This is a genomic window from Aquimixticola soesokkakensis (assembly GCF_900172375.1).
GTDB classification, from domain to species: Bacteria; Pseudomonadota; Alphaproteobacteria; order Rhodobacterales; family Rhodobacteraceae; genus Aquimixticola; species Aquimixticola soesokkakensis.
In genome coordinates this window covers 412,429-436,792 of the sequence record NZ_FWFS01000001.1, presented here as the reverse complement: position 1 = coordinate 436,792, position 24,364 = coordinate 412,429, and the positions used below count along the sequence as shown (strand labels likewise).

Annotated in this window: 18 protein-coding genes and 1 tRNA gene; 2 read left to right on the top strand and 17 right to left on the bottom strand. The window is 59.6% G+C overall.

All coding sequences use genetic code 11. The annotated features are described in order from the left end of the window. Positions 1–5 precede the first annotated feature (5 nt). The 17 genes from rpoC to AQS8620_RS02015 form a co-directional block, all read right to left on the bottom strand. Positions 6–4,250, bottom strand: coding sequence for a DNA-directed RNA polymerase subunit beta' (gene rpoC, locus AQS8620_RS02095; protein WP_085835151.1), 4,245 nt, complete (start codon positions 4,248–4,250; stop codon positions 6–8). An 85-nt stretch (positions 4,251–4,335) separates the two neighbouring features. After that, entirely contained in the window at positions 4,336–8,472 is a 4,137-nt protein-coding gene (gene rpoB / locus AQS8620_RS02090; protein ID WP_085835150.1) for a DNA-directed RNA polymerase subunit beta, read from the bottom strand. 256 nt (positions 8,473–8,728) lie between these two features. Next, positions 8,729–9,103 carry a 50S ribosomal protein L7/L12 gene (gene rplL, locus AQS8620_RS02085; protein WP_085835361.1) on the bottom strand — a complete coding sequence of 125 codons (375 nt, stop codon included), beginning with the start codon at positions 9,101–9,103 and terminating at the stop codon, positions 8,729–8,731. 69 nt (positions 9,104–9,172) lie between these two features. Beyond that, positions 9,173–9,688 (bottom strand): 50S ribosomal protein L10, encoded by a 516-nt coding sequence (gene rplJ, locus AQS8620_RS02080; RefSeq protein ID WP_085835149.1) that lies wholly within the window; start codon positions 9,686–9,688, stop codon positions 9,173–9,175. Positions 9,689–9,930: 242 nt separating this feature from the next. After that, complete coding sequence (rplA, locus tag AQS8620_RS02075) at positions 9,931–10,629, bottom strand: 50S ribosomal protein L1 (protein ID WP_085835148.1); 699 nt, start codon at positions 10,627–10,629, stop codon at positions 9,931–9,933. Further along, positions 10,629–11,078 (bottom strand): 50S ribosomal protein L11, encoded by a 450-nt coding sequence (gene rplK, locus AQS8620_RS02070; protein ID WP_085835147.1) that lies wholly within the window; start codon positions 11,076–11,078, stop codon positions 10,629–10,631. The genes rplA and rplK overlap by 1 nt, the downstream gene beginning before the upstream one ends. 103 nt (positions 11,079–11,181) lie before the next feature. Further along, a complete protein-coding gene (gene nusG, locus AQS8620_RS02065; protein WP_085835146.1) occupies positions 11,182–11,715 on the bottom strand; it encodes a transcription termination/antitermination protein NusG in 534 nt (177 codons plus the stop codon). Positions 11,716–11,930: 215 nt separating this feature from the next. After that, complete coding sequence (gene secE, locus AQS8620_RS02060; protein ID WP_085835145.1) at positions 11,931–12,143, bottom strand: preprotein translocase subunit SecE; 213 nt, start codon at positions 12,141–12,143, stop codon at positions 11,931–11,933. Positions 12,144–12,334: 191 nt separating this feature from the next. Further along, positions 12,335–12,410 (bottom strand) — tRNA-Trp (locus tag AQS8620_RS02055). A gap of 43 nt (positions 12,411–12,453) precedes the next feature. Continuing rightward, a complete protein-coding gene (locus AQS8620_RS02050; RefSeq protein WP_085835144.1) occupies positions 12,454–13,218 on the bottom strand; it encodes a hypothetical protein in 765 nt (254 codons plus the stop codon). After that, entirely contained in the window at positions 13,202–14,281 is a 1,080-nt protein-coding gene (locus AQS8620_RS02045) for a GSCFA domain-containing protein (protein WP_085835143.1), read from the bottom strand. The genes AQS8620_RS02050 and AQS8620_RS02045 overlap by 17 nt, the downstream gene beginning before the upstream one ends. A gap of 199 nt (positions 14,282–14,480) precedes the next feature. Continuing rightward, positions 14,481–15,467 carry a zinc transporter ZntB gene (locus tag AQS8620_RS02040; RefSeq protein WP_085835142.1) on the bottom strand — a complete coding sequence of 329 codons (987 nt, stop codon included), beginning with the start codon at positions 15,465–15,467 and terminating at the stop codon, positions 14,481–14,483. Between the two features lie 287 nt (positions 15,468–15,754). Beyond that, the gene (tuf, locus tag AQS8620_RS02035) at positions 15,755–16,930 is read right to left on the bottom strand and encodes an elongation factor Tu (RefSeq protein WP_085835141.1); all 1,176 of its coding nucleotides are present in this window, start codon (positions 16,928–16,930) and stop codon (positions 15,755–15,757) included. 121 nt (positions 16,931–17,051) lie between these two features. Then, positions 17,052–17,735 (bottom strand): hypothetical protein, encoded by a 684-nt coding sequence (locus tag AQS8620_RS02030; protein WP_234990349.1) that lies wholly within the window; start codon positions 17,733–17,735, stop codon positions 17,052–17,054. An 86-nt stretch (positions 17,736–17,821) separates the two neighbouring features. Further along, entirely contained in the window at positions 17,822–19,123 is a 1,302-nt protein-coding gene (locus AQS8620_RS02025; protein ID WP_085835140.1) for a M48 family metallopeptidase, read from the bottom strand. Further along, on the bottom strand, positions 19,120–20,340 hold the full coding sequence (locus tag AQS8620_RS02020) for a DUF898 family protein (RefSeq protein ID WP_234990348.1): 1,221 nt from the start codon (positions 20,338–20,340) through the stop codon (positions 19,120–19,122). Before AQS8620_RS02020 ends, AQS8620_RS02025 begins: the two co-directional genes overlap by 4 nt. Before the next feature lie 31 nt (positions 20,341–20,371). Further along, entirely contained in the window at positions 20,372–22,732 is a 2,361-nt protein-coding gene (locus tag AQS8620_RS02015; protein WP_085835138.1) for a DNA topoisomerase IV subunit A, read from the bottom strand. 144 nt (positions 22,733–22,876) lie between these two features. Between AQS8620_RS02015 and AQS8620_RS02010 the strand changes: the two genes are divergently transcribed. After that, the gene (locus AQS8620_RS02010; protein ID WP_085835137.1) at positions 22,877–23,422 is read left to right on the top strand and encodes an SH3 domain-containing protein; all 546 of its coding nucleotides are present in this window, start codon (positions 22,877–22,879) and stop codon (positions 23,420–23,422) included. Positions 23,423–23,513: 91 nt separating this feature from the next. After that, positions 23,514–24,344, top strand: a complete 831-nt coding sequence (locus tag AQS8620_RS02005) for an SDR family NAD(P)-dependent oxidoreductase (protein WP_085835136.1) — start codon at positions 23,514–23,516, stop codon at positions 24,342–24,344. The last annotated feature ends 20 nt before the right edge of the window (positions 24,345–24,364 follow it).

The window sequence follows — 24,364 nt, the reverse complement described above, 5'->3', positions numbered from 1 at the left end:
GAAGCTTACTCGTCGCGGCTTTCGGGCACATCCGCCATGGCGGTGTCGAAGCTGTCGCCACCGATCATATCCGGCGCAGGCGCTGCCAAAAGAGCAGCGGCTTCGGCTTCGGCGCGGGCTTCTTCGATCACCGTCGTGTCGCGATCGAGCGCGACCTTGCGGATCATCGCCGTTGCCCCACCCGTACCGGCGGGGATCAGACGACCCACGATGACGTTCTCTTTCAGGCCAACAAGCTTGTCGCGTTTGCCCTGAACAGAGGCCTCGGTAAGCACACGGGTGGTCTCCTGGAACGAGGCCGCCGAGATGAACGAACGGGTCTGAAGCGACGCTTTGGTGATCCCCAGAAGGATCGGCTCGCCTTTCGCCGGACGACCGTTTTTCGAAATCGCCTTGGCGTTCGCCTCGTCGAACTCCGCCTTGTCGACCGTTTCGCCCTTAAGCAGCACCGTATCGCCGGACTCCTGGATCTCCCACTTTTGCAGCATCTGGCGAACGATCACCTCGATGTGCTTGTCGTTGATCTTCACGCCCTGCAGTCGATACACGTCCTGCACCTCGGCAATCATGTAATCGGCAAGTGCCTCGACACCCATGATCGACAGAATGTCGTGGGGGGCGGGGTTGCCGTCCATGATGTAATCGCCCTTCTGGACGAAGTCACCTTCGGCCACGGGGATGTGCTTGCCTTTGGGCACCATGTATTCGACCTGATCGAGACTATCGTCTGCCGGTTCGATCGCAATGCGACGCTTGTTCTTGTAGTCCTTGCCAAAGCGCACATAGCCGTCGATTTCCGCGATGATCGCGTGATCTTTGGGACGACGTGCTTCAAAGAGTTCGGCCACACGCGGCAGACCACCGGTAATGTCCTTCGTCTTTGCACCTTCGCGCGGAATACGGGCAACAACGTCACCTGCTTTGACTTCCTGACCGTCTTCGATGGACAGAATGGCATCGACCGACATGGTGTAGACAACGGGGTTGCCTGCATCATTGCGCATCGGTTCGCCATCTTCGCCCACGATGATGATTTCGGGCTTGAGCTCGTTGCCTTTTGGCGCAGAACGCCAATCGGACACGATTTTCTGGCTCATGCCGGTCGCATCATCGGTCACGTCACGCACGGAGAAGCCCGAGATGAGGTCCACGAATTTCGCTTTCCCCGATTTCTCGGCGATCATCGGCAGGGTGTAGGGGTCCCATTCGAACAGTTTGGTGCCGCGCGCGATGGTTTCTTTGTCTTTGACAAAGACCTTCGTGCCGTAGCCCAATTTGTACGAAGCGCGTTCCACACCCGATTCATCGGCAATGACCAGCTGCATGTTGCGGCCCATGACGATGAACTCGCCATAAACGTTTTCCAGCAGGTTCGCATTGCGAAGCTCGATGACGCCTTCCTGGTTTGCTTCCTGGAAGGACTGCTGACCACCCTGCGCAACGCCGCCGATGTGGAAAGTCCGCATCGTCAGCTGCGTGCCGGGTTCGCCGATGGACTGGGCCGCGATGATGCCGACGGCCTCACCTTGGTTGACCAGCGTACCGCGTGCGAGGTCACGACCGTAGCAGGCCGCACAAACGCCCTCTTCCGCTTCACAGGTCAGCGGCGAGCGGATGCGCATGGACTGCACACCCGAGGCCTCGATGAGGTCGGATTTGCGTTCGTCGATCAGCTCGTTATGGGCGACCAGCACTTCGTCGGTGCCCGGCTTGAGGATATCCTCGGCCGCAACACGGCCCAGAATGCGCTCCGCCAGCGACGACACAACTTCGCCGTCGTTCACAGCCGCTTCCGCAGTCACTGCACGATCCGTCCCACAGTCGTGCATACGCACGATGCAGTCCTGCGCCACATCAACCAGACGACGGGTCAAATAGCCCGAGTTCGCCGTTTTCAATGCGGTGTCGGACAGACCCTTACGCGCACCGTGGGTGGAGTTGAAGTACTCCAACACGGTCAGACCTTCTTTAAAGTTCGAGATGATCGGCGTTTCGATAATCTCGCCCGAAGGTTTGGCCATCAGGCCGCGCATCCCGCCAAGCTGTTTCATCTGGGTCACAGAGCCACGCGCACCAGAGTGCGCCATCATGTAAACCGAGTTGGGTTCAGCTTCGGCCCCGTTTTCGTCGATCGCAGCCGTCGAAATGGTGGTCATCATCGCTTCGGTGACCTTGTCGTTACACTTGGCCCAAGCATCGACAACTTTGTTGTACTTTTCGCCCTGAGTGATCAGGCCGTCCATGTACTGTTGTTCGAAGTCTTTGACCAACTCACGGGTCGCATCCACGATCGGCCATTTGGTGTCGGGAATGACCATGTCATCCTTCCCGAACGAAATGCCGGCCTTGAACGCCTCTTTAAAGCCCATCGACATGATCTGGTCACAGAAGATAACCGACTCTTTCTGACCGCAATAACGGTAGACGGTGTCGATGACCTGCTGCACTTCCTTCTTGCGCAGAAGACGGTTCACCAGTTCAAACGGCGCTTTTGCGTTCAGCGGCAACAGGCCGCCAAGGCGCAAACGGCCCGGTGTCGTTTCAAAGCGCTGGATCACTTCCTGACCATGCTCGTCGATCTGCGGAATCCGCGCGGTGATTTTGGCGTGCAAATGCACTTCACCGGCAGACAACGCATGCTCGACCTCGTCGATGGAGGAGAAGACCATGCCTTCACCCTTCATGCCCTGACGCTGCATGGTGAGGTAGTAAATCCCCAAAATCATATCCTGCGACGGCACGATGATCGGCGCGCCGTTGGCGGGCGACAGAACGTTGTTCGTGGACATCATCAGGACGCGGGCTTCCAGCTGTGCTTCCAGCGAGAGCGGCACGTGCACAGCCATTTGGTCACCGTCGAAGTCGGCGTTGAATGCCGAACACACAAGCGGGTGCAGCTGGATGGCTTTGCCTTCGACCAGCGTGGGTTCGAAGGCCTGAATCCCCAGACGGTGCAACGTGGGCGCGCGGTTCAACAGAACCGGGTGCTCGCGGATGACCTCGTCAAGGATATCCCAGACTTCGGGGCGCTCTTTTTCGACCAGCTTCTTGGCCTGTTTCACGGTGGAGGACAGACCTTTGGCCTCCAGACGCGAGTAGATGAAGGGCTTGAACAGCTCGAGCGCCATCTTCTTGGGCAGACCGCACTGGTGCAACTTCAACTCGGGACCGGTCACAATGACCGAACGACCCGAGAAGTCGACGCGCTTGCCCAAAAGGTTCTGACGGAAACGACCCTGTTTACCTTTCAGCATGTCCGACAGCGACTTCAGCGGGCGTTTGTTGGCGCCGGTGATGACGCGGCCACGACGACCGTTGTCGAACAGCGCATCCACGGATTCCTGCAGCATCCGCTTTTCGTTGCGCACGATGATATCGGGCGCACGCAGTTCGATCAGACGCTTGAGACGGTTGTTCCGGTTGATCACACGACGGTAAAGATCGTTGAGATCGGAGGTCGCAAAACGGCCCCCATCCAGCGGCACCAGCGGGCGCAGCTCGGGCGGGATCACGGGCACGACCGTAAGGATCATCCACTCGGGACGGTTGCCCGACTCAAGGAAGCTTTCGACGATCTTCAGACGTTTGATGATCTTCTTGGGCTTCAGCTCGCCAGTCGCCTCTTTGAGGTCTTCGCGCAGCTGGTCTGCGGTAGACTCAAGGTCGATGTTGGACAGCATGTCACGGATCGCTTCGGCACCGATATTGGCCGAAAACGCATCCATCCCATAGGTGTCTTGGGCGTCCATGAACTCTTCTTCGGTCATCATCTGACCGTAGGTGAGGTCCGTCAGGCCCGGCTCGATCACAACGTAGTTTTCGAAATAGAGCACACGTTCCAGATCGCGCAGCGTCATGTCGAGCATGAGGCCGATGCGGCTTGGAAGCGATTTCAGGAACCAGATATGCGCAACGGGCGCGGCCAGTTCGATGTGGCCCATGCGCTCGCGGCGCACTTTTTGAAGCGTGACTTCAACACCGCATTTCTCGCAGACAACGCCGCGATACTTCATGCGTTTGTATTTGCCGCACAGGCATTCATAGTCCTTGATCGGACCAAAAATACGCGCACAGAACAGACCGTCACGCTCGGGTTTGAACGTGCGGTAGTTGATGGTTTCCGGCTTTTTGATCTCGCCGTAGGACCACGACAGGATCCGCTCGGGAGACGCCAGAGAGACCTTGATTTCATCAAAGGTCTTGGGAGCGGCCAACGGGTTGAACGGGTTGGCTGTTAGTTCCTGGTTCATCTTGAATTCCTAATTTCAGACCGAAGAAGGGTGGGCGACACCAGAGACCAGCGCCGCCCGAGTAGGGCTTTCCTTGAGGAAACCCTTACTCTTCCCCCTCCGCATCCAGGAGTTCCATGTTGAGGCCGAGGCCGCGGACTTCTTTGACCAGCACGTTAAAGCTTTCGGGAATACCGGCCTCGAAGTTGTCTTCGCCTTTGACGATCGACTCGTAGACCTTGGTCCGGCCGGCAACATCGTCCGACTTGACCGTAAGCATTTCCTGCAACGTGTAGGCGGCGCCATAAGCTTCGAGCGCCCAGACTTCCATCTCCCCGAAACGCTGACCACCGAACTGGGCCTTACCACCAAGCGGCTGCTGGGTGACAAGCGAGTACGGACCGGTCGAGCGCGCGTGGATTTTGTCGTCCACAAGGTGATGCAGCTTCAGCAGGTACTTCATGCCGACGGTGACCTTACGGGCGAATTGTTCGCCTGTACGGCCATCAAACAGCACCGATTGGCCCGAGGTATCAAAGCCTGCGCGTTTGAGCGCATCGTTGACATCCGCCTCTTTCGCACCGTCAAAGACGGGCGTTGCGATCGGCACACCACGGGTGACATTGGCAGCCATATCAAGGACAAGGCTGTCCTCCTGACCTTCAAAGCCCTCGTTGTACACCTCTTCGCCGTAGACGAATTTCAGCGCGTCTTTCACGGGGGTCATGTCACCCGAGCGGCGGTACTCTTGCAGAGCCTCGTCCACCTGGATGCCAAGACCGCGCGACGCCCAGCCCATGTGACACTCGAGAATCTGACCAACGTTCATCCGCGACGGCACGCCGAGCGGGTTGAGACAGAAATCGACCGGCGTGCCGTCCGCGAGGAAGGGCATATCTTCCATGGGAACGACGCGCGAAATCACACCTTTGTTGCCGTGACGACCGGCCATTTTGTCACCCGGCTGCAGCTTGCGCTTCACCGCGATGAACACTTTGACCATTTTCATCACGCCCGGGGGCAGATCGTCGCCGCGACGGACTTTTTCGACCTTGTCTTCGAAACGGTGATCAAGAGCACGCTTTTGCGCTTCGTACTGGGCGTTCAGAGCCTCGACGATTTGCGCATCGGCCTCTTCTTCCAAGGCAAGCTGCCACCACTGGCCTTTGGACAATTCGCCCAAAAGCTCTTGGGTGATCACGCCCGGCGTTTTGACGCCACGTGGGCCTTTGACAGCCGTTTTGCCCAGGATCAGATCGCTCAGACGCTGGTAGATGTTGCGCTCGAGGATCGCGAGCTCGTCGTCACGGTCGCGCGACAGGCTTTCGACTTCTTCGCGCTCGATCTGCAAGGAGCGTTCGTCTTTTTCGACACCGTGGCGGTTGAAGACGCGCACTTCCACGACAGTCCCGTAGTCACCGGGTTTCACGCGCAGCGAGGTGTCGCGCACGTCCGATGCCTTTTCACCAAAGATGGCGCGCAGAAGTTTTTCTTCCGGCGTCATCGGGCTTTCGCCCTTGGGCGTGATTTTCCCGACCAGAATGTCACCCGGTTCGACATGCGCACCGATGTAGACAACGCCTGCTTCGTCGAGGTTGCGCAGGGCTTCCTCGCCGACGTTGGGAATATCGCGGGTGATTTCTTCCGGCCCGAGTTTCGTGTCGCGCGCCGCCACTTCGAATTCCTCGATATGGACAGAGGTGAACACGTCATCGCGCGAGATGCGTTCGGAAATCAGGATGGAGTCTTCGTAGTTGTACCCGTTCCACGGCATGAACGCGACGACCACGTTTTTGCCCAGAGCAAGTTCGCCCATCTCGGTGGACGGACCATCCGCGATGACTTCGTTCTTGCCGACCACATCACCGACTTTCACCAGAGGTTTCTGGTTGATGCAGGTGTTCTGGTTGGAGCGCTGGAATTTACGCAGACGGTAGATGTCCACGCCGGGATCACCGACTTCCATGTCTGCGGTCGCGCGCACAACGATACGGGTCGCATCGACCTGGTCGATGATACCAGCGCGTTTGGCCATGATCGCAGCACCGGAGTCGCGGGCCACAACTTCTTCGATACCGGTGCCGACAAGCGGCGCCTCGGCACGCAAAAGCGGCACTGCCTGACGTTGCATGTTCGAGCCCATGAGAGCGCGGTTAGCATCGTCGTTTTCGAGGAACGGAATAAGCGAAGCCGCAACAGACACCAGCTGTTTGGGCGACACGTCGATCAGATCCACGTTTTCCGGCGGGTTGAGCATGAATTCGCCCGACTGGCGGGTCGAAATCAGGTCATCCGTGAACTTGCCATCGGAATCGAGCGAGGCGTTGGCCTGCGCCACCGTGTGACGCATTTCCTCGGTCGCGGACATGTAGTTCACTTCGTCAGTGACCTTGTTGTCGACAACCTTACGGTAGGGCGTTTCGATGAAGCCGTATTTGTTCACGCGTGCAAAAGTTGCCAGCGAGTTGATCAGACCGATGTTCGGGCCTTCCGGCGTTTCAATCGGGCACATCCGGCCATAGTGGGTCGGGTGAACGTCGCGGACTTCGAAACCGGCACGTTCGCGGGTCAAACCGCCCGGCCCAAGCGCGGACAGACGACGCTTGTGCGTGACTTCCGAGAGCGGGTTGGTTTGGTCCATGAACTGCGACAGCTGCGAGGAGCCGAAGAATTCACGCACCGCAGCAGCAGCCGGTTTCGCGTTGATGAGGTCTTGCGGCATGACCGTGTCGATCTCGACGGAAGACATACGTTCCTTGATCGCGCGCTCCATACGAAGCAGCCCGACGCGGTACTGGTTTTCCATGAGTTCGCCGACCGAGCGCACACGGCGGTTGCCCAGGTGGTCGATGTCGTCGATGTCGCCACGACCGTCGCGCAGTTCCACGAGGGCCTTGATGCAGGAAATGATATCCGCATGACGCAGGGTGCGCTGGGTATCCGGCGCATCAAGGTCAAGACGCATGTTCATTTTCACGCGACCAACAGCCGAAAGGTCATAACGCTCGCTATCGAAGAACAGCGTATCAAAGAGGCCGGACGCCGCTTCAACGGTCGGCGGCTCACCCGGACGCATGACGCGGTAGATATCCATGAGCGCGGTTTCGCGGTTCATGTTTTTATCCGCCGCCATCGTGTTGCGCATGTAGGCGCCCACGTTGACGTTGTCGATGTCGAGCACGGGAATCTCGGTGATCCCGGCGTCGAGCAGGTCTTTCAAAGCACCGCCAACAACGTCGCCCTCTTTGTCGAGTTCCCAGGTAAGTTCGTCACCGGCCTCGACGTAGATTGCGCCGTTTTCTTCGTTGATGATGTCTTTGGCAACGAATTTGCCCATGATGCGCTCGAAGGGCACCAAAAGCTCGGTCACATTGCCTTCGTCGATCAGCTTTTTCACCGCGCGCGGCGTCATCTTGTCGCCAGCTTTGCAGATGACTTCGCCGGTCGCCGCATCCACAAGGTCGTACTGCGGACGGGTGCCGCGCACACGCTCGGGGAAGAACTTGGTTACCCAACCCTTGTTCTTGTCGAGCTTGTAATCGACGGTGTTGTAATAGGCGTCCATGATGCCTTCCTGATCCATGCCAAGCGCATAGAGCAGTGTGGTCACGGGCAGCTTACGACGACGGTCGATACGGGCAAACACGATGTCTTTGGCGTCGAATTCGAAGTCGAGCCACGACCCGCGGTAGGGAATGATCCGACATGCAAAGAGCAATTTACCCGACGAATGGGTTTTGCCCTTGTCGTGGTCAAAGAACACACCGGGCGAGCGGTGCATCTGGGACACGATCACACGCTCGGTGCCATTGACGACAAAGGTGCCGTTGGGCGTCATCAGGGGCATGTCGCCCATGAACACGTCTTGTTCCTTGATGTCTTTCACCGACTTGGCGCCCGTGTCTTCGTCCACATCGAACACGATCAGACGCAGCGTCACCTTGAGCGGCGCGCTATAGGTCATGTCGCGCTGCATGCACTCTTCGACATCATATTTCGGGGACTCGAGTTCGTATTTGACGAATTCGAGAATAGCGGTCTCGTTGAAATCCTTAATCGGGAAAACCGATTGGAATACGCCCTTGATGCCTTCGCCGTCGAGCGGCTCAAGGCTGTCCCCGGAATTCAGGAACAGGTCGTAGGAGGATTTCTGGACCTCAATGAGGTTCGGCATCTCCAGCACTTCACGGATTTTACCGTAATATTTGCGGAGGCGTTTTTGGCCGAGGAAGGTAGAGCCCATTGCGCGTCATCACCTTTCAGATTTTCGCAAGCACAGCCGCTGTTGGGTTCCGGCAACTGCGCCCTTACGAAAGAGGGGGTTAGAGGTCTATTCCTGCGCGCCGACCCAATGGCGTGCTCCCGACCAAAAACCTACCCTTGGAAAAAGCCGACCCACGCGTCATCGCGCAAGAGGCACTTACCAAGACAGGTTCGGCTGGACCCCGAATTTCGGGATCCAGCCTGTATTTTGTGCGACCCTAAAGGGCCAAAGCCAATTAGGCCAGCTCGACAGTCGCGCCAGCGGCTTCGAGTTTCGCTTTGACTTCTTCTGCTTCTGCTTTGGCAGCGCCTTCTTTGACTTTGCCGCCAGCTTCCACGAGGTCTTTGGCTTCTTTGAGGCCCAGGCCGGTGATGGCGCGGACTTCTTTGATGACGTTGATTTTCGAAGCGCCGGCGTCTTTCAGGACGACGTCGAATTCGGTTTTTTCCTCAGCAGCAGCACCTGCGTCGCCTGCGGGGCCAGCCATCATGACAGCGCCGCCAGCAGCGGGCTCGATGCCGTACTCGTCTTTGAGGATGGTTTTCAGTTCTTGTGCTTCGAGAAGGGTCAGACCCACGATCTCTTCGGCGAGTTTTTTCAGATCAGCCATTTTGCTATCCATTCAAATTTAGATGTGTTCCAACGCGGGCAATTACAACCCTACGCGGCTCAGATTGCTTTATGCAGCAGCTTTGTCTTCGATAGTCGACAAGATGCCAGCGATGTTCGAAGCGGGCGCGCCAATCGCGCCGGCGATGTTCGAAGCGGGGGCGCCGATGCAGCCCACGATGGAAGCAATAAGCTCCTCGCGAGACGGCATTTGCGACACGGCTTTCACACCATCGACGTCGAGACCAGTTCCACCCATCGCACCGCCGAGAATTTGAAGCTTCTCGTTGGTTTTTGCGTAATCCACGACCACTTTGGCAGCTGCCACAGGGTCTTCGGAATAGGCGAGAACGGTCATGCCCGTCAGCAGATCCGCAACCGGCTGGTTGGGGGTGCCTTCAAGGGCGATCTTGGCGAGCTTGTTCTTGGCAACGCGGACGGAACCGCCGACAGCGCGCATGCGCCCCCGAAGATCCTGCATGTTCGCAACCGTGAGACCCGCGTAGTGAGCAACCACTACAACGCCAGAGCTTTCAAAGATTTGACCGAGTTCCTCGATCACCTTCTCTTTTTGTGCTCTATCCACAGTTTCACTCCAAGTATGGAGGGTCACCCCTCCGGCTCATATTTGCCCTGAACGAATGTCCAGAGCGTTCGGGTCCGTTTTGAGGGTCCCGATCCAGATCGCCCGAGGTCTCCCTCGTAAATCTCTCACGTTCCCCATCTCAGGAAGGATTTATTCACAGCAGGTGCTGCAAACCCTCCGTCTCGGACAGGACGGGGCACGGATGCCCCGCCATTCGGTGCGGATGAACCGCAACCAAATTCTTAGCCTTCGATTGCGTTCTCGACAGCAACCGACACGCCCGGGCCCATGGTGGACGACAGAGAAACTTTCTGCATGTACGCCCCTTTGGCGCCCGTGGGCTTGGCTTTTTGAACAGCGTCCACGAACGCGCGAACGTTCTGGGTCAGCTGTTCTTCGGTGAAGGACACTTTGCCGATGCCGCCGTGCACAACGCCGGCTTTCTCGGCTTTGAACTGGACTTCGCCGCCTTTGGCTGCTTCCACGGCCGCTTTCACGTCCATGGTCACGGTGCCAACGCGCGGGTTGGGCATCAGGTTACGCGGGCCGAGGATTTTACCAAGGCGACCAACGATCCCCATCATGTCCGGAGTCGCGATGCAGCGATCGAATTCGATCTTGCCCGACTGGATGGTTTCCATCAGCTCTTCTGCACCGACGATGTCTGCACCGGCTGCGGTGGCTTCGTCAGCCTTCGCGCCACGGGCAAACACAGCAACGCGCACGGTTTTACCGGTGCCGTTGGGCAGGGACACAACGCCACGGACCATTTGGTCTGCGTGACGGGGGTCAACGCCAAGGTTCAGAGCGATTTCAACGGTTTCGTCGAATTTCGCGGAGGCCGAGGATTTGATCAGAGCCACGGCTGCTTCGACCGTGATGTCTTCTTTGCCGGCGAATGCTTCGCGTGCGGCGCGGGTACGTTTACCAAATTTAGCCATTACTTCACCTCGATGCCGATGGAGCGGGCCGAACCCAGAATGATCTTCATGGCGCCTTCGATGTCGTTGGCGTTGAGATCTTTCATTTTCGCTTCCGCAATTTCGCGAACCTGAGCCACGGAAACCGTGCCTGCAACCGTACGACCGGGGGCTTGCGAGCCTTGGGGACGGTTACGTTTGCCAACCGGCTTCAGGCCAGCAGCTTTTTTCAGGTAGAACGAGGCAGGCGGGGTCTTCACTTCGAAAGTGAAGGACTTGTCTGCGTAGTAGGTGATGACGGTGGGGCAAGGTGCGCCGCCTTCCATCTCCTGCGTCGCAGCGTTGAACGCCTTACAGAATTCCATGATGTTGATGCCGCGCTGACCCAGAGCGGGACCAACGGGCGGGGACGGGTTAGCGGCACCCGCTTTAATTTGCAGCTTGAGCTGCCCGACGACTTTCTTGGCCATGTGGCCTCTCCTTCTTCAACAGCTCCCCCGACGCGACGGCGGGCTTTTGGTTGCGTGGTACAGTCCGGATCACGCGTGACCCTCGCCTCCCACGGACACTCGATCAGGCCTGTTTGTTGACCTGCGAGAATTCCAGTTCCACGGGCGTTGCGCGCCCGAAGATCGACACAGCCACCTTGAGGCGCTTGTTGTCGTAATCCACGTCTTCGACCATTCCGTCGAAGCCTTCGAAGGCGCCTTCGCCCACGGAAACCTTTTCGCCGATCTCGAAAGAGATCAATTCACGCGGCGCTTCGGCGTTCTCCTCAACACGGTTGAGGATCGCATTCACTTCGTGATCGCGCATCGGCATCGGCTTGCCAAATGCTCCGAGGAAACCGGTCACACGGTTGATCGACGTCACGAGGTGATAGGCCTGATCGGTCATGTCCATGCGCACCAGCACATAGCCGGGCATGAACCGGCGCTCGGTCGTAACCTTCTTCCCGCGGCGCACCTCGATGACCTCTTCGGTCGGCACCAGAACTTCGGCGATTTGGTCTTCAAGACCCTTTTCTTCGACCGCTAGACGGATTTGCTCGGCAATCTTCTTCTCGAAGTTCGAGAGGACGCTCACCGAATACCAACGCAATGCCATCTATCTAAGCCCTTCAAATCTCGCCGGTTTTCACCGGACTTTCTGTCCTCGGACCCGTTTAAAAGCCCGTTTTCCTGAATGAAAAGCGGCGCGCAACCCGAATCGATGCACGCCCCTTACCTTCAATAGCGCTCGCTCTACCGCCAGATGCGCTTTCAATCAACCCTTGCCTGAGCTTTGGTTGACAAAAAGACGCCCGATAAAGCGATCGTGTCTTAGCCAACCAGATCAAGCAGCCCCTGCAAGCCAAAGCGGATCGCAAGATCGACGAGGAAGAAAAATACCGCCGTCAGCGCGGCCATCACGAACACCATGATGGTCGTCAGCACAACTTCGCGCCGCGCCGGCCACACGACTTTCGAAACTTCCGAGCGCACCTGCTGGATGAACTGAAGCGGATTTGCCTTTGTCGAATTCGCCTTGGCCATGGGACTTCCTCGATCTTCGGGCACCGCCCGATAATTTCTGTCGTGGCCGCAAATACGCGACCTCTCGCGGCTGCGCAACCTTTGGGAACACAAAGCCCCAACTGGGATCGCAAGCGTGTCGCCCACGCACAGGCCGACCCGCAGGCCCCGCCGGGGCAATCGGATCTGTCTGGCACTGTGGGAAAATGGTCTGGCAGGGGCACCAGGGTTCGAACCCGGGACCTACGGTTTTGGAGACCGTCGCTCTACCAGCTGAGCTATACCCCTAGACCGAGGCGGGAGATACGGCAGCCCCCGCCGAAGATCAAGCCTAAACTTGGGTTACTGGCAGACAAACCTGCTTTGCGTAGGTTTCGAGGATCAGCCGCGCATAGGCGGGCGCTTTGTGGACAGCGTCCTTATCTTCTTGCGCCCCGGCGATGCCATAGGCGGGATCGGTAAACATGCCTTTGACAATCGTCCTTTCGGGCTGGTGCAAAAAGGTGATGCCATCCTCGCGCCCCGCCTCGTCCAGCAGATCGCGCAGGATCGCGCGATGCGGTTCTTGCGCCTTTTTGGCATAGCGATAGCCATTCGCAACCCGCGGCAGAATATCCGCCGTCAACAGCGAGGTCGGCGTGAACACAACGCTGGCCTTGGGGTTCTGCGCCGCAAAATGCTGGGCAAAGCGATAGGATCGCGTCTTGCCCAGAAAGCTGCGGACCTGTTTGCGGGCCACGGCTGCGCTGACATGGGCAAAGGGGCGCGCCAGAAGGTCAAGCATCGGCGGCATGAATTCCGACATCCGCAGCCGTGCGCCGTAAAACAAGAACGCGTCGAAATCGGTGGGGCCAAGCGTCTCGCGCCCCTGCCCGTTCACCGTCGCCACAACATCCTTCGCAATTTTTCCCGGCGTGATTCGCCCGTCGACCAAGGTGAGATCGCGAAAACTCGGGCCATCTGCGCCCCAGAATTCATACGCCAAATCGCCCAGGACCGGCGCTTCTTTCAGCGCGCGGCTGGCCGCACTTAGATGACTATCGCCAAAGATACACAGTTTGGTCGGGGGGCTTTGAGCCTCAACGCGCGAAAGCATTCAGCAACTCCTCCTCGCATTTAACGTCCCCTGCGTCCGGATTTTGCGCGCGTTTCGTATCCGCGCCCGCTTTTCCCTTGCCGCCCTGATCGGGCTTGGCGCGATCGGGATAGGCGCGATCCTGGTCGGCAAAGAAATGCCCCATGACCACATCCACACCTTCGCTCACAACCGACCGCTGGTTGGGCGCATAGAACATGCCGCGCCAGACCGGATGGGTGATGATTTCGTAGGACGGGAAGTAATCGACAAAGTCGTAATCCTCCGCCAGTTCCGCCGCGACCGCGCGCAGCGTGCTTTTGGAGCGGCTGGTGGCCGTCAGCACATGCGCGCCCGAGGCGGTCGCCGTCAGCGGCACCGGCGAGACCGTCAGCAATACGCGCATCTCTGGATTCTTGCGGCGGATCAGTTTGATCGCCGCTTTCATGTCCTTCAAGATACCCGCGTGGCGGTGATTGCGAAACTTATGCTGTTGGGCGTCGAACGTGCCTGCCACCGTGCCGGGGCAAAGCGCGAATTCGGTATCGCTTTCGGCGTCATACCAGCTTTCGGTCAAGCCCAGCGTAAAGACAAACACGCTTCCCTGATTCACCGCCTTGCGGATTGCCGCAAAGCAGGCCTCGCGCGAGGCAATCATTTCGCCCAGCGTCTCGAAGCCGTTCGGCTCGATTGCAGGGCGCAAACCATCAAAGAACCGCCCCTCAGTTTCCCAATTCAGACAGGCAGGCACCTCTGCGCCAAAGGCCATTTCCAGCCATTGGCGCAAAATGCGCGCGCTGTAGATATTGCCGGTGCGAAAACTGAAAATGCCGTAGTTGTAGGCGCTGGCATCCTCGGGTTTCAAAAACGGTGGCGCAGGTTCGGCATCAAGCCAGCGATAGCCGCGCGCCGACAAGGCCCGCCCGATATGCTGGGCAAAACACGACCCCGCCGTCACGATGCGATCTTCGCCGGTGACAGGGAATTTCGGCTGCCAAAGCCCCGACAATTGCAAGGGGTTCAATGCCGCGACGCCGGTTTTCCAATAGGCGATCGTGGGAAGGCCGATGTAGGGATGGGTCATGGCCAAGCTACCTTTTTATTGCGCGCCGGGGTGTCACGGTGTCGCGCCAGAACCGGACCACACCCTTCGTTGCGAAAAGAGTCGGGTCGAGTTTACCCCAAGATCACTAAATTTAAATAGCTGGTCGGCACAAGCGTCACAAAAGTCATGCCTGCCCCAACCACGGGCCCAACCACAGACGCGACTCCAGACGCCCCGCTCAGTCGCTTTTGCCCGGACGGCGCAGCCAGCGCATCGCCGCCAAAAGCGCCATTTGCACCGCAAACAAGCCCCCCATCCACAGGCAAAGCCATAAAAACGCCTGCCCGTCCGCAACACCGGGCATCCCGCCAACGTTCACGCCAAACAGGCCGGTCAGAAACGACAGTGGCAAAAACACCGCCGAGAGCACCGAAATCACATACATATTTCCGTTCAACCGGTCGGAAGTCTGGCCTGACAATTCCTCGCGCAGCACCGTGAGGCGGTCGCGCAGCTCGTCCAGCCCCTCAACGATTCGCGTGAGGCCGACCTGCTCTTCGTGCATGTCGCGCTGCGTCGCCTGTGACAAGAACGCCACCTTTGCCCGCGTCAAATCGGCAAGCGCATCGCGTTGCGGTGCGATGTAGCGCCGTGCAGTGATCACCTGCAGCCGTGCGTCGACAACGCGCTTGCGCAAGCCACCGGACTTTTCGGCAAAAACATCGGTCTCCAAGTCATCCGCAAGGTCATCGAGGTCGCGCAGGAAATCCGCGATCCGCATATTCAGCCGCTCGACGAGACGCGACAAGAACACAGCCGTATCTGCCGGCACGTCGCCGTGGCGAATGTCACTGCGCAAATCCTCGATGGCGCGCACATGGCGGCGCGCAATCGTGACAATCCGGTGATCATCCAACCAGACCCGCACCGACACCATATCCTCGGGATCTTCGCCCTCGTTGAAATTCATGCCCCGCAGAATGATCAGGATCCCATGCCCCAAAATCGTGACACGCGGACGGGTTTCTTCCTCGGTCAGCGCCTCGATGGCTTGCGGATCAAGATAGTCGAGATGGGTGGCAATCCACTCCGGCGCGACATGATTCGTCCCGTCCAGATGCACCCAGGCCAAGCTGTCGTCGCGCAGCGCCTCAATCGCCTGCGGTTCGTCCAGCGGCTTGCCCGGGTGAGGGCCGTTCAAGTCATGGGCGTGCAGGATGGGCATGGGACGTCTCCGCGTTTGATCCGGCGAGAAGGCGTTCAGAAAATGCACCGCCCTTTGGGCAATCTAGGGCCTGCAGCGCCCGCCCGCAACGCAGGAGCCCGCCGCGCGCCCATCGCGACAGGCCCGCGCGCCATGCTAAAAGGGCCATGCAAAAAGGATCATGCAAAAAGGGCCCGCTTTCGCGAGCCCTTCTCATCTTCGATCTTCGACACACTTATCGGTGCGTCTCGGGATCGTTCTTACTTAACGATCTTCGACACACGTGTCTGTGCGTCTCGGGATCGTTCTTACTTAACGATCTTCGACACAACACCAGCGCCGACGGTGCGGCCGCCTTCGCGGATAGCAAAGCGCAGGCCTTCTTCCATGGCGATCGGTGCGATCAGCTCGACGCCGAACTTCAGGTTATCGCCGGGCATGACCATTTCAGTGCCTTCGGGCAGCTGAACGGTGCCGGTGACGTCCGTCGTGCGGAAGTAGAACTGGGGACGGTAGTTCGCGAAGAACGGCGTGTGACGGCCACCTTCCTCTTTCGTGAGGATGTAGGCTTCCGCTTCAAACTCGGTGTGCGGCTTGACCGAACCGGGCTTGCAGAGGATCTGACCGCGCTCAACGCCTTCACGGTCGATACCGCGCAGCAGCGCACCAACGTTGTCGCCAGCTTCACCGCGATCAAGCAGCTTGCGGAACATTTCAACACCGGTACAGGTGGTTTTCTTCGTGTCGCGGATACCGACGATTTCGATCTCTTCGCCAACGTTCAACACGCCGCGCTCGATACGACCGGTCACAACCGTCCCACGACCCGAAATCGAGAACACGTCCTCGATCGGCATCAGGAAGGGCTGGTCCACCGCACGTGCGGGGGTCGGGATGTAGGTGTCGACAGCTTCCAGAAGCGCACGGATCGACTTCTCGCCGATTTCCTCGTCGCGACCTTCCAGAGCGGCAAGCGCCGAGCCGGGGATGACGGGGATGTCGTCGCCGGGGTACTCGTAGGAAGACAGCAATTCGCGGATTTCCATTTCGACGAGCTCGAGAAGCTCTTCGTCATCCACCTGGTCAACTTTGTTCATGTAGACGACCATGTAGGGGATGCCCACCTGACGACCGAGCAGGATGTGCTCGCGGGTCTGGGGCATCGGGCCGTCAGCCGCGTTCACAACCAGGATCGCGCCGTCCATCTGCGCAGCACCGGTGATCATGTTCTTGACGTAGTCGGCGTGGCCGGGGCAGTCAACGTGCGCGTAGTGACGGGTTTCCGTCTCGTACTCGACGTGTGCGGTCGAGATCGTGATCCCGCGCGCTTTCTCTTCCGGTGCGCCATCGATCTGGTCGTAGGCCTGGAAGTCACCAAAGTATTTGGTGATCGCTGCGGTCAGCGTGGTTTTGCCGTGGTCAACGTGGCCAATCGTGCCGATGTTAACGTGCGGTTTGGAACGTTCAAACTTTGCCTTAGCCATGTCGTGGCGCCTCGTGCCTTGGGGGGCCGCTATTGGCCCGTTTCAACATCGCGGGCTAAATATTTGCTTGTGGACGGGAAATCAAGCACCTCTTGGTGCGATTGTCGGCAAGTTTCCCCGACTATTGCGCCTCTGGTGCCAGAACGGCCACAGCGGCGCGCGCATCGGCCGCCTCATCCCCGCGCGGAGCGATCGGTGCGATGCCAAACCACTGGCCGTTTTCGCGCAGGAATTGTTCGATCTTTTCAGCGGCATTGCGGCTTAGAACATCAAGTTGTTGCGCTTTGGTGCGGGTCAATCCAGAGCCGACCAGCGTCTCCCCCGACAGCCCCTCGAAAACCGTAATTAATTTTGTCTTTTCAGTCAGTTTGCGATTTTCTTTGTCGTCCCAGACATTCACCGACAACACCAGAAGCGATTTGGGCGTAAAGACCATCGGCACCCCGGGCAGCGCCAGAGAATAGGCATCGACCTTGATCCCGATGTGATACAGCTTGTCCCCCGCATAGCCGCCCAAACGCGCATCCATCGCCGCTTGCAGAGCTGCTTCGACCTCGGCCTCAGAGACGGTGCGCGAAAACGGTGCCTGTTGCATCCCCGCCGCAACCACGACGTTGTGGCCAAAGGAAAAATCCCCCAGATCCGCGCGCGGGCTGTCCGGTGTCAGCTGCGCGGCATCGGTACAGGCCGCCACCAGAGCCAGCGCGCCCATCCCCAAGAGGGCCCGGCGCAGACGGTGCAAAACGGGCACAGTCAGATGTCGTTGCGCGCAGCGGCGGTAAAAGCGCAGGGGTGCAAAACGCATGGGCAATCCTTTTGATCGTTGCGTCAAAACTACCCATCCTGACAGCAAGGATCAATCAAACTGCCTCAGGTCGGTGCGCCGCCCCGCTAGTCTTCGTCGAAAAAGTCGTCGATGCGGCGCAAAAACGCCCCGCCTGGCATATCATCCGCGCCATATTCATCGCAGATCCCGAAAAAAGCGTCTTCCTGTGACGGGCTCAGCAGCGGCTGGATCGGCACAGGATTGGCGGCCTGCGCCGCGCGGGCCTGTGCGATCCGGTCGCCCAATTCAGGATGAGAAGAGAAATGCTTCACGATACCGCTGTCCTCGCCGTATTCGTCGCGCAGATACTCAAACAGCTTTGCCAGCTCGGCGGGCGACACGCCCACCTTGGGCAAAAGCGCATGGGCAAAGGCGTCAGCCTGCGCCTCGGCCTCTTGCGAATAGCGCGCTTCAACCACCTGATTGGCCAGCATCAAGACAACCGACCCGCCCGCAAAATCCCCAAACAACAGGCCCAGCACCCCGAAGGACCCCGCTGTGCGCAGCGCCGCCCGCGTGGGGTCGCGGTGCACAACATGGCCGATCTCATGCGCGATCACGGCAGCGACCTCATCGGCACTCTCGGATTCGTAAATCAGACCGGAAAACACGACAATGCGCCCTCCCGGGAGGGCAAAGGCATTGACGATATCGGAGTCCAGCACCGTGAAGGTGATGTCCAGCGGCACCTCCGCTTGCGCCACCAAACGCTCCGTCATGCTCTGGAACGCCGCCAGCCCGGCAGGGTCACTGCATTCGGGCAAGGGAAAAAATTCGTCGCCAAAGGCAGTGCGGATTTGCGCGTAGGTTTTGTCCCCGAGCGCCTTCTCCCCCTCGGGCGGCAGGAAGGCCGCAAGCTGGTTGGCCATCAGCGGCACAAGCCCGAAGATGATCAGCGCCACAGCGGCCACAGCCGCGCAGGCCCATGCCGCAATTCGTCCCTTGCCCCGCAGCGGCAACCGCGCATCAAGCGCTGGCGCGCGGGCCAGGATCGTCGCAATCGCCCCGCGATGATGCACGACAAGGCGCGCCAGAGGTGCGCTTGTGCAGGTCAGCACCAAGGTAGGGTGATGGCCGATGTCGTCAGGGTCGCTGTTGCCCGCCTGATCCGGCAAGCGCCGTAGCTGCGCCAATGGCCATTCCATCGAGAAGGCCGCTTGCCCCGCCGCGTCGGCGGGCGATGTGCCCTCGCTGCGTGCCACGGGCGTGGCAACCTCGCGCATCAACAGGCTCGCCGGAGAATCCTCGATCAAAACAAGGGTGACCTCACGCAGCGCCGCCGTACGCCCGTCGCAAAACATCCCGATCGGCAGGGCAGGCTGTGCCGGCGCATCGGGCGGCGGAAGATCCCAGGGGCCGCCGGTCATATCGCCGCTCCCAGATCCAGCGCCTCGGCAAAACCACCGGCCTCAAGGGCCTCGTCCCGTGCGGCCTGATGGATGCCACCAAGCGCGCGCACCCCCGTTATTTCCAGCGTTTGGGCGTAGTGGCGCCACAAAGGCAGCGTTACAAAAACCTGCGTCAAGCTGATCCAGAACAGGAAGACTCCAAAATAGAGCACCGCCCCGAGGCTTACCGCAAGGCCCTGCGCGATGCCCCCCGACTGCGGTGTCACCCACCCGTCAAGCGTCAGCCCCGATGCAAAGACCATGCCGCCAATCACGCCGAACACGGCTCCGAAAATCATGTAAATCAGGGCGTAGCCGCCCAAATATATCCCCAGAACGCGGCCCGTGCGCGGCTTGGCGATCAGACCGACGGCTTCTCCCGTCTGCAGACGCAGCTCTTTGGCATTCGCCAAAAGGCGTTTGCTTTGAACCTTGTAGTGGAGCATCCCCCACAGCATCCAAAGCACCATGACGACCACCAACACCGCCGCGCTTGCGGGCAGATCCCGGGTGATCATGGCCCAGATCAGCCCCGCGCCGATCCCCACCGGCAAGATGACGTTCAACCAGAGCGGAAACAGCATCTGCCAGCGCCCGGTCTGGCACAGACGGTGCGAGCCGAATGTTGTGCGATCCGTGCGGAACTTTTCAAGGTAGAAGGTCATGCGCGGCCACAGCAGGCCAAGGGTGCAGATCGTGATGGCCCAATGCATCAGGGCGCGCGCGGCATAGCGCCATGCCCCCGCCTCAAGCCCGAAACGGATGCCACGCCAACGGGTCCGCGCCAGAACATAGCGCCGCGCCCGATAGGTCGCAAAGAAATACAGCGGCAAAATCCCGATGAAACTCAACGCATAGGCCGTCACGTTTCCCTGAAACAGCGCGAACGAGGCAAACATCAAAACAAGGTTCACGATGCCGATGTAAAACGCCAGAAAAACCACTGCGATGAGAAATCCGAGCAGTTTTTCTACCCCCTGCCCCGCATATTCCAACGGCACGCCGCAGGGCTGAACCGCTGACCAGTAATAGCGGCGCAGCCGGGTTTTGGCCCAGAACCGGTACAGACCAAGCGTGAGCAAGGTAAAGAGTGCCGTTTTGAAGGCAAGGCGGAACATTTCACCGCGCGTGCCGGTAAAGCCTGTCCCTGTGAAACGGGTGCCGCGCGATGCGGCGGGGGCGTTAACAAACGTCACGGATTACCATCCCAACACCGGCACCGGCACCCTAGCTTGAAAATTTGTTGTCGCGCGGGAAGCCATGCGGGGGCTGCTTGCCAATCCCTGCGCGTTTCGCAAGCCACGGGCCCATGTCTTTTTCCGTGCGGGTGTTGCCACCGCCCATCGTCCAGCTCAACCCGTCGGCCATGTTGAAGGTGGTCAGGTCAGACAGGCCGCCGTCCAGTTCCAACGTCCCCTGAGAGCCCCGGGCGAGGCTGTATTTTTGCAACCGCACACCTTTGCCGCGCGCCATTTCCGGCACTTCGGACACGGGGAACACGAGGAAGCGGCGGTTTTGCGACACGATGGCCACGTGGTCGCCCGCGACCCGCTTGACGACCGCCGCCACCGCGCCGTCCTTGACGTTCAGCACCTGCTTGCCCGAGCGTGTCTGTGCAATCACATCCGCTTCGGGCACGACAAACCCGTCGCCCGCACTGGACGCCACGATCAATTTTGCCCCCGGCTGGTGGACCAGAATATCGATAATTTCAACATCGTTGGGCAGGTCGATCATCAGGCGCACAGGTTCCCCCATGCCGCGGCCGCCCGGCAGGCTCGCCGCCGCGAGCGTGTAGAACCGCCCGTTCGAGCCGACGACCAGCAAGCGGTCGGTGGTTTCGGCGTGGAAGGCAAACCGCCCCTCGTCCCCGTCCTTGAATTTCAGCTCCGTGCCCAGATCGATGTGGTTCTTCATCGCGCGAATCCAGCCCATTTTCGACAGGATCACGGTCACCGGCTCGCGGTCGATCAGCGCTTCCAGCGGCACGTCTTCGACCTCTTTGGCATCGGCAAACTGGGTCAGACGCGCGCCGCGCGGACCGTAATCCTTGCCAAAAGCCTTTTTGGTGTCGCGCAGCTGCTCGGAAATCCTGGTCCATTGCAAATCGTCGCTCGCCAAAAGCGCGGCCAGTCCGGCGCGTTCTTCCAGCAAGGCGTCGCGCTCGCGCACCAGTTCGATTTCCTCAAGACGCCGCAAGGACCGCAGGCGCATGTTCAGGATCGCTTCGGCCTGCACTTCGCTCAATTCACCCCTGCCCTGATCCGGCAGCGGCGACACATAGGCCGCTTCGGTCATGGCACGCGGCGTTTTCGCATCCCAATACTCCGCCATCAGCGCCTCTTTGGGCGCATCGTCGTAGCGGATGATGTCGATCACGCGGTCCAGGTTGAGGAAGGCGATGATGAAACCGTTCAGAACCTCAAGGCGGTGGTCGATCTTTTCGACACGGTGCGTCGAGCGGCGCACCAGCACCTCGCGGCGGTGGTCAAGCCAGGCACGCAGCACTTCTTTGAGCGAACAGACCTTGGGCGTGCGCCCGTCGATCAGCACGTTCATGTTCAGCGAAAAGCGCGTCTCGAGATCGGAGTTGCGAAACAGCAGACCCATCAACATTTCGGGGTCAACATTCTTGGTCTTGGGTTCCAGAATAAGGCGCACATCCTCGGTGCTCTCATCGCGGACATCGCCCAAAATCGGCACTTTTTTCAGTTGGATCAGCTCGGCGATCTTCTCGATCAGCCGCGACTTTTGCACCTGATAGGGAATCTCGGTCACAACGATCTGCCACAGACCGCGGCCAAGATCCTCGACCTCCCATTTCGCGCGCAACCGGAACGACCCGCGCCCCGTCAGATAGGCCTGCGCGATATTCTCGCGCGGTTCGACGATCACGCCGCCTGTCGGAAAATCCGGTCCCGGAACATAGTTCAAAAGGGTTTCGTCGCGCACATCGGGCGTTTTGATCATATGCTGGCAGGCGTCGATCAACTCGCCGATGTTGTGCGGCGGAATATTGGTGGCCATCCCCACCGCGATCCCGCTGGACCCGTTGGCCAGCAGGTTCGGAAAGGACGCAGGCAGCACGACAGGTTCGCGCAGCGTGCCATCGTAGTTTTCACGCCAATCGACCGCATCCTCGGCCAAACCTTCCAACAGCGCCTCGGCGGCGGCTGTCATTCGCGCTTCTGTATAGCGCGAGGCCGCGGGGTTATCGCCGTCGATGTTGCCAAAGTTTCCCTGACCATCCACCAGCGGGTAGCGCACGTTGAAATCCTGCGCGAGCCGCGCCATGGCATCGTAAATCGCGCTATCGCCATGCGGGTGATAGTTCCCCATCACATCGCCGGAAATCTTGGCGGATTTGCGAAAGCCGCCGGTCGAGCTGAGCCGCAGCTCGCGCATCGCATAGAGAATGCGGCGGTGAACCGGCTTCAGACCGTCGCGCGCATCGGGCAGCGCGCGGTGCATGATCGTCGACAGCGCATACTGAAGGTAGCGCTCGCCAATCGCGCGGCGCAGCGGTTCTGCAAGGTCGGGCACGGCGCCGGAGGGGCCAAGATCGGGATCGTCGGTGATGTCGCTCATGGCACCTCTGATAGCCGCCCGACTTGGAGCGGTAAAGCCGCGATCGCAACACTCATCACAACTTTGGGAACAAAAGCATTCCCTTGAGAGTTGCATTCCCATACACTCAGGGGCGTAACGAGTACCCTGTGGGGAGGGTTTATTATGCTGCGCCTAACTGCGCTGACCATTGCTGGTCTCTACGTCACATTTGCCATTGCCGGCCGTGACCTATCCGAAACCGAACAGCTTGCGCTTGTGCAGGCCCGCGGAGAAAATTCTCCGATGGTGCAAACACTTGCCCAAGGGTTCACGTCCAAAAGTATGCGTCAGGGCGACTATGTTCCGACGCTCGCCGAGCTGGACATCAACCCGCTTGAGCAAGCAGGCGGAACCACCGCCGATGTCGGACGCGCGTCTTCAGACGGCGATCTTGTGCAACTCGCAAGCCTTGAGAGCGCTGTCACCATGACCGACGCCGCGCCGCAGGCCCTTGAGATCGCACCGGAGCCGACCCTGCGCACGGTCACGGCGAATGTCGTAAATGTGCGCGGCGGACCCTCCACCGCCTATGACGTGCTCGGACAGGTCGCGCGCGCCGACATCGTCGCCGTGGTGTCCGATCCTGATGAGGCTTGGGTGAAAATCCGTGTCGAGGGTGACGGTGTCGAGGGGTTCATGTCCGCGCGCTACCTCGCCGCGTTCGAGTGATCTAGTGCCGGACACGGTCCTTGCGGACAGTCTGTTGTGAAAACAGGCCCTGCGCGCTACCAAAGCCCGAAAGGCGACGCGCGAGGGGCCAATGCAACGTTCCATTCTCATCACCGGCTGCTCCAGCGGCATCGGCAAAGACGCCGCGCTGACCCTGCACAAACAGGGCTGGCGCGTTTTTGCGACCTGCCGTGCTCAGGCGGATTGCGAGGCGTTGCGCGCGTTGGGCCTTGAGAGCCTTGTTCTGGATTATGAGTCGGGCGCAAGTATCGACGCCGCCGTTGATGCGGTCCTGCAGCGCACTGGCGGCACGCTTGACGCGCTCTTCAACAACGGTGCTTACGCCATTCCTGCGGCCGTCGAGGATCTCCCCACCGACGCATTGCGCGCCAATTTCGAAGCGAATTTCTTTGGCTGGCACAGTTTGACGCGCCGCGTGATTCCCGTGATGCGCGCTCAGGGGCATGGGCGCATTATCCAATGTTCTTCGGTCCTTGGCCTTGTCGCCTTGCCGTGGCGCGGGTCCTACAACGCGACGAAATTCGCGCTTGAGGGACTGACGGATACCCTGCGCTGTGAAATGCGCGGCACGGGCATTCACGTGTCCACCATCGAACCGGGCCCGATCCGCACCGATTTCCGCATCAACGCGCGCAAGATGTTCGAACGCTGGATCGACTGGCAAGCCAGCCCCCGCGCCGATCAGTATCGCGACAGCCTGATGAAGCGGCTCTATGCCCAAGCCCCTGCGCCCGACCGTTTCGAACTCGGGCCCGAGGCGGTGACGGCCAAATTGCTTCACGCGCTGGACCATCCCCGCCCGCGCCCGCATTACTACGTTACCACCGCGACCTATATCGCCGGCATTGCGCGACGCCTACTGCCGGCACGCGCTATCGACGCCCTCATGGGCCGGATATAGACCCGCGACACAGCGCCGCT